Raw genomic sequence first — 13,081 nt, 5'->3', positions numbered from 1 at the left:
TTGTGCAGAAGTTTTTTCCGTTACTGATGAAGCCGATGGCTTCAGCTGCATGGCCAACCATACTGCGTGTTGTACTGGGGATATTGCTTATTGGCCACGGTGGCGCAAAGCTGTTTAACGGCCTGGACAAGTTTATTGCTGTTGTGGCACTCCGAGGATGGCCAATGGCCGAACTGCAGGCCTTTCTTGCCGTGTTCATTGAGTTTGCAGGAGGAATACTACTCACTGTTGGCTTATTTACACGGATTACCTCTTTTGCCGTTATTGTACAATTTTTTATTATCACCTTTATCTGGTGGGCACAGATGCCCTTCCTGGAATCCGCCGATAAACCCTTCCTGATCATGGTGCTTGCCCTATACGTGTTCTTTATGGGCCCCGGGAGAATCAGTGTTGACTGGTATTTGTTTGACGAAAGCCGGATTCGAAAGGATTGTCCGGATGCCACTGCCACAACGGCTGCACTTTCATCGGCTGACGATGCCTATCATGGTGACGATGGATCGGCCGACGGCTGACCGGACACACATCAGGACCACCGAAGAACCCGTGATACCGAAAGTCGGGAGATACGCAGCATGGGGACGACTGCTGCTACGGCCGAGAGGACGATGGTAATCATTGGTACCGTAATGAAAATCCACGCGTTGAGCGACACCGGGAGTGACGACAGGTAGTACACTGTTCCATCAAGAGAGATCACCTTCCACGTATGCTGAACCCAGGTCAGTAACAAGGCCATTGCACTGCCAAGCACTGAGCCGCTGATGCCAATTCGAAGTGCGCGGATAAGTACCACCATCATCAGAGAGTTTGAACTCATGCCAAGCGATGCCAGAATAGCAAGCGACCGCGTTTTTAGAACAACTGAAACCAGTAAGCTGCTTATGGTGGTAAAGATTGCCACGATACAGATTAATCCCATAATGATTGGGATGGGCTTTTTCTGAAGCTCAATCCATCCCGAAATTGATGCATACCGATCTTGCCATGGAATCAGCATCGTGTTACCCGGAACTACGTGCAATAAGCGTGCAGCAACACGGTAGGCCTTGCTGGGATTGTTCAGTTCTACAGCAATCATACTAACGGCTGTTGGAGGCATGCCGAACGCCTGCCGCAGGGTTTGGGTATTGGTGATCACCGAAGCTCCATCTACCGAACTCATGCCCGAGGTAAAGATACCGCACACTCGCAAGCCGGCTACCGTGGGTACCGTGCTTGCTGCAGAAGCGGAAAACAATGCCAGCGTGTCACCAATATCAAGTGCCAGAGTGCGTGCTAGTTCACTTCCAACAACACCTTCACCAGCCGTTGCCGGAAGATTCCCGCGAACAAGAGTTCCTGGCAAGAGTCGCCTTAGCCTGCCCTCAGGCAGTCCCTGTACAATCACACCGTCAGCACCGCCTCGTGTACGAGCAAGTGCTTCGCGCAGCAAAACCGGCTCGGCATCAATCACACCGCGAACACCCTTAATCGTCCGGATAGTAGAATTGTGCAGAATTAAATCCGAACCATCTGCCGGACGAATCTCAATATGCGAGGTGAAACGTAGGGCTACTTCAAGAATTTGCTCCTCGTAACCGCGCAGAACGGACATGCTAACGATGACGGCAAAGCAGCCAATGGCAATCGACGCGATACTGGCTATAGCCGTAAAGCGGGCAAACCCATCGGTGCGCAGAGAACGCGAGAAGCGTTTTGCAATCGTCCAGTATAGCAGCAGCACTGTGCTATACCGCAATGATAACGACTAATGCAGATGCTATTACCATACGTTAACTATTCCTTGTCCTTACGTGTGGCATGAAACTTCAGTCCGGCATCGACCGTGTGTTTTTGAAGGACCGACGGCTGGAATCGTGGCTCGTAATAAAACTGCTGCCACTGGCTAACCGTAACATCAAGGTTGGTTGATGTGCCGATTAAATCCATCAGCTCAAATGGACCCATTTTAAAACCGAGACCCCGAATCGATGCATCAACCTGATCAATGGTGGCAGCTCCCTCGGTTACAATGCGCTGTGCCTCATTGTAAAAATTCCTGGCGATGCGGTTGACAATGAAGCCGGGTGTATCAGATGCCGACACTGCGGTTTTGCCAAGGCCCTGGGCAAACTGAACCGCAACCGTATGGACGGCATCGGTCGTATGTCTGCACCTGATGACTTCTACCAGTTTCATGATATGAGCCGGATTAAAAAAATGCAAACCGATAAACCGTTCCGGATGCTGAAGTTCTTTGGCAATGGCTGCTATTGCAATACTCGACGTATTGGTGGCAAGGACAGTATCAGCAGAGATGATGTTCTCAAGCTCGGTAAACAAAGCAACCTTTGCATCGTAGCGTTCAACGATTGCTTCAATAACCAGTTCACAGTGCTCAAGCCCCTTAACATCAGAACATGTGGATATAGCGTCCGCCGCAGAAGTAGCATCCTTCTCCGTAAGCTTACCTTTTTCTACCGATTTCTGAAGCTGTTGGCTAATCCAGGAAACAGCCTGCTTGGCAGCCTCGGTCCTGGCATCTACCAGAATGACGCTATGCCTTGCCTGGAGAGCAGCCAACGCAATACCGCGTCCCATGACGCCTGCTCCAACAATCCCTACCTTCATTTCAGAACCCCCATTGCCTTGCCCACCGTGGCAAACGCTGCAATTGCCTTATCCAGATGTTCACGGGTGTGTGCTGCCGATACCTGAACCCGGATCCGTGCTTTTTCTTTTGGCACCACCGGATAGAAAAAGCCGATCACATAAATCCCTTCATCAAGGAGTTGTGCCGCCATTGTTTGGGCTACCTTTGCATCGTAGAGCATGATTGGAGTGATTGGATGCACACCCGGGATAATATCAAATCCAAGCTTGCTCATACCCTCACGAAAGTACGTTGTGTTACTTTCCAGAGTATCGCGCAGCGCAGTAGTTGAACTTAACAAATCAAACATCCGTATGCCGGCGCCAACAGTACTTGGGGGGAGTGAGTTAGAGAACAGGTAGGGGCGGGAACGCTGGCGCAGCAACTCTATGATTTCCTTCCGTCCGGTTGTAAACCCCCCGATGCCACCGCCCAACGCCTTCCCGAGGGTACCCGTAATAATGTCAACCCGACCTGTGACGTTGCAGTACTCTACCACGCCCCGGCCGTTCTTCCCCATAAAGCCCATGCTATGGCATTCGTCAACCATCACCATTGCCTGATAGCGGTCTGCAAGATCGCAGATTTTATCTAAAGGGGCTATGGTTCCGTCCATCGAAAACACGGCATCCGTAGCAATAACAATGAACCGCGCGCCATCGGCACGGGCCTGCTGCAGTTGCGTTTCAAGGTCGGCCATATCACAGCTTTGATACCGATATCGTTTTGCCTTGCAGAGTCGCACACCATCGATAATCGAGGCATGGTTGAGAGCATCACTAACAATGGCATCCTCGGCTTCGAGCAACGGCTCGAACACACCGCCGTTGGCATCAAAACAGGCAGCATACAGGATGGCATCATCAGTATGACAGAACTCACTGATCTTTCGTTCCAGCTCTTTATGAATATCCTGGGTGCCACAGATAAACCGAACACTGCTCATACCAAAGCCGTGACTGTCAAGTGCGTCGTGAGCAGCCTGTATCATCTGCGGATGGCTGCTCAATCCAAGGTAGTTATTGGCACAAAAGTTCAGTACCGGCTTGCTGCTGCCCTCAACGGTGATCTCGGGTCCTTGGGCTGATGTAATGATTCGTTCGCGCTTAAATAAACCCGATGCATCGATGGATAACAGTTCGTTCTGCAGGTGTTGTTGGAAGGTTCCGTACATAGCTAATAGATGATTGCGTGAAACAAGTTCAACAAATATCGCTATCAATCGTGCAGCCTGTTCAATGATGCCCACCAGCAACGTTGGGAGGTACCTATCTTTGCAGGCATGAAAGTCAGCGTGATTATTGCAACACGGAACAGATCGGCAGTGCTGGAACGGTGTTTGGCACACTACGCAGACCAAACCTATCCTGACGTTGAAATTGTTGTTGGCATAAACGGCAGCACCGATGGCACGGAACAGATGTTGCGCGAGAAGTTCCCGCACGTAAAGATCGTTGCTTTCTCTGAGAATATTGGTCCCCTTGCCCTGAATGCAGCCGTAGAAGCATCCAGCGGTGAGTTGTTGTTTCGCACGGATGACGACGCCTACCCGGCGGCAGAAACAACGATAGCGGATGCTGTTGACTTTATGCAAAAGTTCCCGGATGTTATTGCCATTTCAGGAGAAGTAATCGAAGCCACGATCGGATACCGCCTGCTGGACTATTATCCGTTTTCGAAGCAAGCTGATAATCCTGCCGACGGGTATCCAATGTACACGTTTTGCGGTGCCAGCAGTTTTGTGCGAAGGAAGAACTTTATCGAAGCGGGTGGGTTTTGGGATGTGTTCTGTCATGAGGAAGAAGAACTCTCGCTGCGTATGCTGATTAAGGGCGGTCGGATTCAATACGTTCCATGGATACAAACTGTACATTTAAGTGCCACAAAGGAAGAGGGACCCGAAATCTTCTTTCACCGGTGGAGTATCCGGTATGTGTACAATATCAGATTGCAGTGGAAATACTGGCCGGTTCTGATTGCGCTGTATCGAAGCACGATAATATCGTTGTTTATGGTGTCGGTTGGCTTCTTTCATCGGTTTCCGTTTACAAAGGTCATGTCCACTGCTCTCCATGGCTTCCGGACTGCCAGGCAGGGGTACCGCGAGCGAATTCCTGTCCCGTATAAGAAACTACGTGCCATCACCATGAAACGATCGATTTGGCATGCGCTTGGTCACCACTTTTACAAACGCATTGAGCGCAGGAGAATGACTGTTTGACTATCCTGCAGCTCATGCCACAGTGCCCGCTACCGGCAACCGACGGCGGAAAGGTTGGCCTGTGGGGGATCACACGTCACATGGCAATGGCGGGGCACACGGTTATTGTTTTGTGTTACGGGGATGCACAGGTTCCGTTGCCCGATCTCCAGAGTATTCATCTTACGGTGATACCGCATTCAACCCGCAACACGCCCTGGCGAATAGTAAAGAGCCTGTTCACAGCCGACTCACTGTACCTGCGAAAGCATGCATCACAGGCAATGCAGGAGGCAATCCGTGCGGTTATCGGCAAGTATGCCATCGACGTTATCCATGCTGATCATACCTGTATGACACCGCTTGCGCAGTGGGCATCAAATACCTTTGATCTTCCCTGGGGATTCCGGCTTCATAATGTAGAGTGGATGATCTGGCACAGATATGCCGAAAGCCTGTCCGTATTTAATCCGACACGGTGGTATGTAGCCTGGCAAGCACGCAAAGTTCAGTGGGAAGAAGCTGATGCGTTACGCCAGGCGGCAATTGTGTTCCCGGTAACCGAAACCGATTTGCAGCGAGCCCAGGTGGCAGCCCAGTCCACACCAATGGTTGTTGCGCCTGCTGGTGTTGACGTACCGGCAGAACCACCCATGCACCAACAGCACTGTACAACGGAATTGGTGACAGCAGCAAACTGGAACTGGTTTCATAATGCTGATGCTCTGCGCTGGTTTATTCAACAGGTGTGGCCATTGCTCAGGCAGGACCCTGCCTGTAACAACATCTCACTTGGTATTCTGGGCATGGGTATTCAACAATGGATGCACGGCTACACTGCTGCGAACATTCAGGCAGAAGGTTTCGTGTCGGACCTGAGAAAACGGTATCAGGAAAGCAGGGTATTTATTGCACCACTTTTTGTAGGCAGTGGCATTCGGGTTAAAATTCTCGAAGCCATGGCAGCCGGACTGCCAGTGGTGGCAACCTCGGTAAGTGCCGAAGGAATTCAGGCCGGCGAGGCTGACGGATTGTTCAGGTGCGACACCACCGAGAGTACAGTACACGCTATTCGGAAGCTCCTGTCCGATAGTGACCAGCTTCGGCGGGCATCTGTAGCTGCCACCAACGCGGCACTAACCCGGTATTCATGGCAGAATTCGGTGGCTGTTATGCTCAGGGAATACGAGGTCATTGCCGCAGGTCATGGCCGGTAGCGTTGAACACGTAACCTATTTGAACCAAACAAATCATGCATTTTTGTACAAACACTTATCACATGACATTTCGGCGGACAATGAAATACTGGATCAGACCTTTTCTTTTCTTTCTCTTTGTAGCAACATCAGTACAGGCCGGACAAGCTCCGAATTTTGAACAGGTTCGGGCGCAATTACAGTCGCAGTACACCCGGACAAACCCGGACGGAAGCAAAAAAGTATCAAAACAATTTCGCCGGTGGGAGTGGTTTTGGGAACCACGCATCATGCCTGACGGCACGTTCCCGTCAACCAGTATCTACACGAACGCTATGCGGGCTGTTGCTTCTGCAAAGAAGGACAACATTACGCAGGCAAAGGCAACCTGGAAGGAACTGGGACCAACGGCGCCCGATCTGCCGGGATATAGCTCGGTTTGGAATGGTATCGGACGGGTTAACAGAATTGCATTTCATCCCAGCAATACATCGGTTATGTGGTGTGGAGCTGCACAGGGTGGTGTGTGGAAAACAACGGACGGCGGTAACTACTGGCAGCCGGTGGTTATTCCAGATTACCCCAGTTTAGGTATCAGTGATATTGCCGTAGCAAAAGCCGATGAAAACACAATCTACATTGCAACTGGCGATGTCAATGCAACCCATCCGAGTGATCTCTCGGGCTTCCCGTCATTCTCGTATGGTGTACTCAAGTCAACCAACGGCGGTACAACATGGCAGACTACCGGTTTAACCGCCGAGCCTGAACACAACGTCCTTGTTGCCCGACTGTGGGTTGACCCGCGGGACAAAAATGTCGTGATTGCTGCAACGTACAGTGGCTTGCAACGCTCAACGGATGGAGGAGCAACGTTTAGTGGCATCGGGCCGTCAGCTGCGTTTCGTGATATTATCTCCAATCCCGGTAACCCTGATATTCTGTATGCCGCCACCTATCGTCCTTCCGGAAATGCGGCAGTTTATCGCTCGGTCAATAATGGGGTAAACTGGACGCTTGTTCATACGGTTCCGGAGGCAAACCGGATTGTGCTGGCAGCGACAAAGGCAAACTCATCGGTTGTTGGCTTCATTGCTTCGGATGCCAGAACAAATGGTTTGCAGAACGTGTATTTCAGCAACGATACCGGAAAAACATTTTCATCCAGGAACGTTAACAAAAACCTCCTGGGGTGGAGTGCACTTGGCAATGACTGGCAGGCAGGCGGACAAGGCTTCTATGACCTGGCAATTGCCATTGACCCGACGAATGATAAAAACTGGATCATTGGTGGTGTAAACAGTTGGCGGTCAACCAATGCCGGTGTTAGCTGGTCTCTTGCAAACCATTGGGTAGGACAGGGTGCGCCCTGGGTTCATGCCGATCATCACTTTCATGCTTACAATGAACTTAATAATATTTTATATGATTGCAATGACGGTGGGATAGCACGCTCAACGGACAGAGGGCTGTCGTGGCGTGATATTTCGCGAGGAATGCGTATCCAGCAATACTACGGCCTGGCCGTTACTGATATGAACAGTACCGTTACCCTGAGTGGTGCACAGGACAACGGGACAACGCGAACCACCAACGGCACTGTGTTTCAGCATGTACTGGATGGCGATGGTATGGCAACAGCTATAGACTATATCAACCCTAACCTTATGTATGCCAGTCAGCCATACGGAGCTTTTTATGCTTCAACCACCGGTGGCACAAACTGGCGCCTGATCAGTAATGCAGCTACCCGCGGTGAAAGTTCCGGGGCATGGGTAGCTCCCGTAGCAGTGGATCCGTCAAAAAGCGGGCGAGTGTACATTGGATATACCAATGTGTATCGGAGTGACAACTCGGGGACTTCGTGGGTGAGAATGGGAAACCTAGACGTAAACGACTATCTCCGAAAGATTGCTGTATCTCCGGTTGATGGCAAATATATTTATGTTGCTTTCACAAGCAGTATGTTCAGGTCAACAGACGGAGGTACCACGTGGCTTCCGCAGGCGGGCATTGCCGGATATATTCAGGATATTAAGTGTGATCCAACAGTTGCCGGCAAGGCTTATGTAGCACTCGGCGGGTTTAGTCCGTCGGCTAAAGTTTATGAGATTCTCAATGGGAAGGCAACCAACATTACCAATGTTGGCCTTCCCAATGTACCGGCCAATGCGATTGCATTTCAGAAAGGACCGCTCAACAGGCTGTATGTAGGTACTGACGTTGGCGTGTATTACAAAGACGAAAAGAGTTCGGTCTGGTCTCTGTACGGTGACGGACTCCAACCCTCGTTTATCAGCGGAATGGAGTTGCTCCCGTCATCGAGTATTCTAAGGGTATCAACCTATGGAAGGGGGATTTGGGAAATCAATGCCGAACAATGCGTGGCTGCACAGCCAACGATACAGGTGGAAGGCCCCACAACAGTGTGTGCCGGCGATACCATTCGTCTTTCTTCACCGTCAGGATTTGCCGCGTACCACTGGTCCAACGGTTCAACAGACCGAACTCTGCTTCTTACGTCTGGTGGTGAAAGTGGGGATTATACGCTTGATGTTGAGGACGCAAACGGCTGCAGAGCAACATCTCAAAAGGTTACTGTAACGATCAATAAAACTCCAAGCAAACCACTCATCACAACCAAGGGTGCCGATGCACTGCGGACGATAGCGATGGGTGGCGTAGCCCGATACCAGTGGTCATTAAACGGAACCGATATTGCCGGCGCTGTCGATCGTGAGTATACCCCCAGGGTAAATGGCGTTTACCGTGTTACGGTTTATAGTGCGGAAGGATGCTCCAATACATCCGAACCGTATGAATTTACGGGGGTAACATCAGTCACCAGTGCCGAACATGAGTTTGTACCGGTCGTGTACCCCAACCCCACAGAAAACAACATCACCCTAAAGCTGGATAACAACGATGGGTATTCAGTAAGGATAGTTGATGTACGAGGGAAGACGCTGGGGGCCTGGACAGACATCGTAAACACCTCTGAGTTTCCGGTGTCACTCTTCGAACTGCAGGCTTCAGGCAACATGTTTATTGTACAGATCAGTAATAGCCGGAGCGTGTGGACGTTACCGCTCATCAAACGATGAAACGATAACACCGCCACCCACCACATCCTGATCTTCGTACATCACAACTGACTGTCCGCGTGCAATTGCCTTTCGGGGTTCATGAAACCGAACATGGAGCATGTTGTTTTCAGTCATCCTGCACGTTGCCAAAGCCCCTTTATCGCGATAGCGGACCTTAACGGTAAACGTTCGGGGCTCGGTAAGGGTAGCATATTTCAGCAAGTTTACATCTTTTGCGAGCAGGGTGTTATGATATAACTCCTGTTCAGTCCCAACAACAACAGTATTTGTGGACGGTATTACGTCGAGTACAAACAACGGCTCTGGTGCCGAGATACCCAATCCCCTGCGCTGACCGATGGTGTAGTATGGGTAACCCTCGTGCCGACCGATCACGTGGCCGTTCCGTACAATATCCCCACCCCGAAACGCATCGGCGCCGGTGGCTTCACGGAGGAACCGCCGGTAATCGTTGTCGGTTATAAAGCAAATCTCAAAACTCTCACCCTTCTTGGATATGTGCAGACCCAGCCGCTCAGCTTCACTACGCGACCTTGATTTTGTAAACCCGCTGAGTGGGAATATGGTGCGTGCAAGATGTTCCTGGCGGACCCCCCAGAGCATATAACTTTGGTCCTTAACGGCATCGGCGCTCTGGCGTATCCAGTACCTGCCTGTTACCGTGTCATGCATAATCTCTGCATAGTGTCCTGTAGCAATATATTCAGCCCCTAGGGCATCTGCCTTATTCAGCATTTGCTCCCATTTTATCAGGCGATTGCACCGGGTACACGGGTTAGGGGTATTGCCCGCCAGATAATCATCGATAAAGTAGTTGATAATTTCATCTTTAAACGAGGATGTCCAGTCAACAATATAGTGCGGGAAACCCAAGGTCATCGCCACCTTCCGGGCATCGTTTATACCGTCAAGCGAGCAGCATGATGAATCATTCCCAACGTTTCCGCCCACGTCTTCGTAGCGATACGTTTTTATGGTGATCCCGATGACATCCATTCCCTGTTCCTTCAGCAGACCGGCTGCAACGCTACTGTCAACACCTCCGGACATCCCTACAACAACTCTGTTGGTTCTCCTGCTCATAATGATGCAACCTACGGAACAGCGCAGATATGGGCAGCAGCAGGGTGGTGCGTAAATTTGTCGGCAGATGCTGGAACCTGCGCCCCCTTTTTTTGATCTCCACTCTACCGATCAGGCTTCGGCAGCCCGTGCCGGAACAATAAGCACTGATCACGGTGTTATCGAAACTCCGGTGTTTATGCCGGTTGGTACACAAGGTGCAGTTAAGGCGTTGGACTGGCAGAGTGTACATGACGCCGGTGCCAGTATTGTTCTGGCAAATACCTATCACTTGTATCTTCGGCCTGGCACTGACGTTCTTGACGCAATGGGTGGATTTCACTCATTCAGCGGATGGACCAAACCTCTGCTTACCGACAGTGGAGGGTTCCAGGTCTGGAGTCTGAGAGAACTTCGCAGTATCGACGAATCGGGCGTTTGGTTTCGCTCGCACCTCGACGGATCACGTCACCGGTTTAGTCCTGCAGGCGTTGTGGACATTCAGCGTAGCATCGGCAGTGATATCTTCATGGTTCTTGATGAATGTACACCATATCCCGTAAGTGTTGCCGAGGCACGGCACAGTATGGAGCGTACCGTAACCTGGGCGCAGCAGGCACAGCAGCACCACCGCAATACTGCTTTCAGGTACCCTCACCGTCAGTTTCACTTTGCAATCGGACAGGGTAGCACGATACCGGAATACCGGAAATGGTGTATGCAGGAGCTGGTTGATATGGATTTTGACGGATATGCGATAGGGGGCTTGAGCGTGGGTGAACCGGTGGACGACCTATACCGGATAACGGAAGTTAGTACATCTGTAATGCCCGAAAACAAACCACGGTATCTGATGGGCGTTGGAACACCCGAAAATATCCTGCGGTGCATTGCTCTTGGAGTGGATATGTTTGACTGTGTTATGCCAACCCGGAATGCCCGTAATGGTACTATTTTTACCAGCAAGGGTAAGGTTAACATCAGAAACGCACAGTGGAAATTTTCGAAGGACGTGCTGGATGATTCCCACGTTTCACACGTGAGTGCAACAACTCAAATGGCGTATCTTCGTCATCTGTTCATTGCCGGTGAAGTCTTGGGTTTGATGATAGCCACCCTTCAGAATGTTGCCTTCTACCTGTGGCTTACACGTACTGCACGACAACACATTCTGGCAGGAACCTTTTCCGAATGGTATCCCGAAATTTTAAGAACGGTGGGACAGGTTCGGAAATGATTCACCAGCGGAGAATTCCGGACGCCAGAGATAACTAAACAATCAACCAATTACTTTAACCAACTGGAAAATAATATGCTTATGTTGCTTGCTCCGCCGCCACAGGGACAAGACCCCACATCGTCACTCATCAGCACGGTTGCCATGATGGGGGCTGTAATTTTGATTTTTTACTTCATGATGATACGGCCGCAGCGCAAGCGTGCCAAGGAACACCAGCAACTTCTGGAATCGGTACGAGCAGGTGACAAAATCATTACCACCTCTGGTATGCACGGAACTGTACACAGTGTGCAGGAAGGAACAGTGAAGGTAACTGTTGCCGACAACATGCATATCCTGATTGAAAAGTCGGCAATTGCAACCATAAACAAGAATTCCGACAGCGGGAAGTAAGTTCATGCTGAACACAGTATCCGAAGCCATTGCAGAGATCAAGGCGGGCCGGTGCATTGTTGTTGTTGACGACGAAGATCGCGAAAACGAAGGCGATCTGGTGTGTTCTGCTGAACTCTGCACAATAGACAACATAAATATGATGGCTGCTGAAGCACGCGGACTGATCTGCGTACCCATTAGTGAGCAGCGTGCCGTTGAGCTGGAGTTGCCGTTGATGGTTCCTCAGAACAACACCGCCCTGCATGGAACACAGTTCACGATTAGTGTGGACTATGTGCATGGAACCAGTACAGGGATTTCTGCTGCCGACAGATGCGCAACCGTACAGGCAATGGCAAGCCCCCTAACAAAACCAGCTGACCTGGCCAGACCGGGACACATTTTCCCTCTTGTAGCAAAGCAGGGGGGAGTGCTGCGGCGGGCAGGTCATACTGAAGCCGCTGTGGACCTTATGGCTATGGCAGGACTGCAACCCGTTGGCGTCCTGTGTGAAATTATAAAGTCAGACGGGACAATGGCACGCATGCCGGACCTGGTAGAGTACGCCCGTTACCATAGCCTGTGCATGATTAGCGTGCAGGACCTTATTGCTTACAGAAGGCAGAATGAAAAACTGGTGGAATTTGTTGCTCAGGCGCAGCTGCCAAGTGAATACGGTACCTTTGTTCTTCGTGTTTACCGGAGTATCGTTGACGGACGGGAACACGTGGCCATCATAAAGGGCGACGTGGCAACCGGCGACCCTATCTTGGTTCGGGTACACAGTGAATGTTTAACGGGCGATATTCTGGGATCATACCGCTGTGACTGTGGCTCGCAGCTTCATACGGCACTGCGAATGATTGAAGCCCGGGGATCAGGTGTTGTACTCTATATGCGCCAGGAGGGCCGGGGCATTGGTCTGGCAAATAAAATCAAAGCGTATGCACTGCAGGAACAGGGCTACGACACTGTTGATGCCAATGTTCACCTGGGATTCCCTCCAGATCCTCGGGATTATGGGATTGGAGCTCAGATACTGTACGATTTGGGTATTCGTAATATGGTCCTCATGACAAACAATCCGCAGAAACGTGTTGGATTGAATTCCTATGGCCTGGAAGTCGTTGATGTTATGCCGCTGGAAATTTCACCCAACGAACATAACATGGAGTACCTTCGAACAAAACGTGATAAACTTGGGCATCTGCTCAAGCATCTGTAAATTGCCGTTGTACAAACAAAGCCGGCAGACGCTTTGTT

11 protein-coding genes are annotated in these 13,081 nt (G+C 50.7%); 7 read left to right on the top strand and 4 right to left on the bottom strand.

Annotated elements, in window-relative coordinates; translation table 11 throughout:
• Window positions 1–2 precede the first annotated feature (2 nt).
• On the top strand, window positions 3–518 hold the full coding sequence (locus tag HRU79_00975; protein QOJ25288.1) for a DoxX family protein: 516 nt from the start codon (window positions 3–5) through the stop codon (window positions 516–518).
• 11 nt (window positions 519–529) lie between these two features.
• On the opposite strand, the gene HRU79_00970 is transcribed toward HRU79_00975, so the two are convergent.
• From HRU79_00970 to kbl, 3 genes are read right to left on the bottom strand one after another with little or no spacing between them, the layout of a single operon-like run.
• On the bottom strand, window positions 530–1,729 hold the full coding sequence (locus HRU79_00970; protein QOJ25287.1) for an ABC transporter permease: 1,200 nt from the start codon (window positions 1,727–1,729) through the stop codon (window positions 530–532).
• A 53-nt stretch (window positions 1,730–1,782) separates the two neighbouring features.
• Window positions 1,783–2,616, bottom strand: coding sequence for a 3-hydroxybutyryl-CoA dehydrogenase (locus HRU79_00965; protein ID QOJ25286.1), 834 nt, complete (start codon window positions 2,614–2,616; stop codon window positions 1,783–1,785).
• On the bottom strand, window positions 2,613–3,812 hold the full coding sequence (kbl, locus tag HRU79_00960; GenBank protein ID QOJ27236.1) for a glycine C-acetyltransferase: 1,200 nt from the start codon (window positions 3,810–3,812) through the stop codon (window positions 2,613–2,615). Before kbl ends, HRU79_00965 begins: the two co-directional genes overlap by 4 nt.
• A gap of 108 nt (window positions 3,813–3,920) precedes the next feature.
• Between kbl and HRU79_00955 the strand changes: the two genes are divergently transcribed.
• The 3 genes from HRU79_00955 (at window position 3,921) to HRU79_00945 (ending at window position 9,138) form a co-directional block, all read left to right on the top strand.
• Window positions 3,921–4,859 (top strand): glycosyltransferase, encoded by a 939-nt coding sequence (locus tag HRU79_00955; protein ID QOJ25285.1) that lies wholly within the window; start codon window positions 3,921–3,923, stop codon window positions 4,857–4,859.
• 14 nt (window positions 4,860–4,873) lie between these two features.
• Window positions 4,874–6,055: a glycosyltransferase gene (locus HRU79_00950; GenBank protein ID QOJ25284.1), complete on the top strand. Its 1,182-nt coding sequence runs from the start codon at window positions 4,874–4,876 to the stop codon at window positions 6,053–6,055.
• 80 nt (window positions 6,056–6,135) lie between these two features.
• A complete protein-coding gene (locus tag HRU79_00945; protein ID QOJ25283.1) occupies window positions 6,136–9,138 on the top strand; it encodes a T9SS type A sorting domain-containing protein in 3,003 nt (1,000 codons plus the stop codon).
• Here the strand turns inward: HRU79_00945 and mnmA are convergent.
• Window positions 9,118–10,224 (bottom strand): tRNA 2-thiouridine(34) synthase MnmA, encoded by a 1,107-nt coding sequence (gene mnmA, locus HRU79_00940; protein ID QOJ25282.1) that lies wholly within the window; start codon window positions 10,222–10,224, stop codon window positions 9,118–9,120. The two genes, HRU79_00945 and mnmA, sit on opposite strands and share 21 nt — an antisense overlap.
• Before the next feature lie 67 nt (window positions 10,225–10,291).
• On the opposite strand from mnmA, the gene tgt reads away from it, so the two are divergent.
• The 3 genes from tgt (at window position 10,292) to HRU79_00925 (ending at window position 13,043) form a co-directional block, all read left to right on the top strand.
• Entirely contained in the window at window positions 10,292–11,440 is a 1,149-nt protein-coding gene (gene tgt, locus HRU79_00935; GenBank protein QOJ25281.1) for a tRNA guanosine(34) transglycosylase Tgt, read from the top strand.
• A gap of 75 nt (window positions 11,441–11,515) precedes the next feature.
• On the top strand, window positions 11,516–11,836 hold the full coding sequence (yajC, locus tag HRU79_00930; protein QOJ25280.1) for a preprotein translocase subunit YajC: 321 nt from the start codon (window positions 11,516–11,518) through the stop codon (window positions 11,834–11,836).
• Window positions 11,837–11,840: 4 nt separating this feature from the next.
• Window positions 11,841–13,043: a bifunctional 3,4-dihydroxy-2-butanone-4-phosphate synthase/GTP cyclohydrolase II gene (locus HRU79_00925; protein QOJ25279.1), complete on the top strand. Its 1,203-nt coding sequence runs from the start codon at window positions 11,841–11,843 to the stop codon at window positions 13,041–13,043.
• The last annotated feature ends 38 nt before the right edge of the window (window positions 13,044–13,081 follow it).

This window comes from Ignavibacteria bacterium (genome assembly GCA_015709655.1).
Lineage (GTDB): Bacteria > Bacteroidota > Ignavibacteria > Kapaibacteriales > Kapaibacteriaceae > OLB6.
The sequence above is the reverse complement of the archived record's forward strand: the minus strand, read 5'-3'. Positions and strand labels throughout refer to the sequence as shown.

Coding starts and splice junctions, on each gene's coding strand:
- tgt (QOJ25281.1), top strand. CDS start 10,292: ATGCTGGAACCTGCGCCCCCTTTTTTTGATCTCCACTCTACCGATCAG.
- HRU79_00955 (QOJ25285.1), top strand. CDS start 3,921: ATGAAAGTCAGCGTGATTATTGCAACACGGAACAGATCGGCAGTGCTG.
- yajC (QOJ25280.1), top strand. CDS start 11,516: ATGCTTATGTTGCTTGCTCCGCCGCCACAGGGACAAGACCCCACATCG.
- mnmA (QOJ25282.1), bottom strand. CDS start 10,224: ATGAGCAGGAGAACCAACAGAGTTGTTGTAGGGATGTCCGGAGGTGTT.
- HRU79_00945 (QOJ25283.1), top strand. CDS start 6,136: ATGAAATACTGGATCAGACCTTTTCTTTTCTTTCTCTTTGTAGCAACA.
- HRU79_00925 (QOJ25279.1), top strand. CDS start 11,841: ATGCTGAACACAGTATCCGAAGCCATTGCAGAGATCAAGGCGGGCCGG.
- HRU79_00950 (QOJ25284.1), top strand. CDS start 4,874: ATGCCACAGTGCCCGCTACCGGCAACCGACGGCGGAAAGGTTGGCCTG.
- kbl (QOJ27236.1), bottom strand. CDS start 3,812: ATGTACGGAACCTTCCAACAACACCTGCAGAACGAACTGTTATCCATC.
- HRU79_00965 (QOJ25286.1), bottom strand. CDS start 2,616: ATGAAGGTAGGGATTGTTGGAGCAGGCGTCATGGGACGCGGTATTGCG.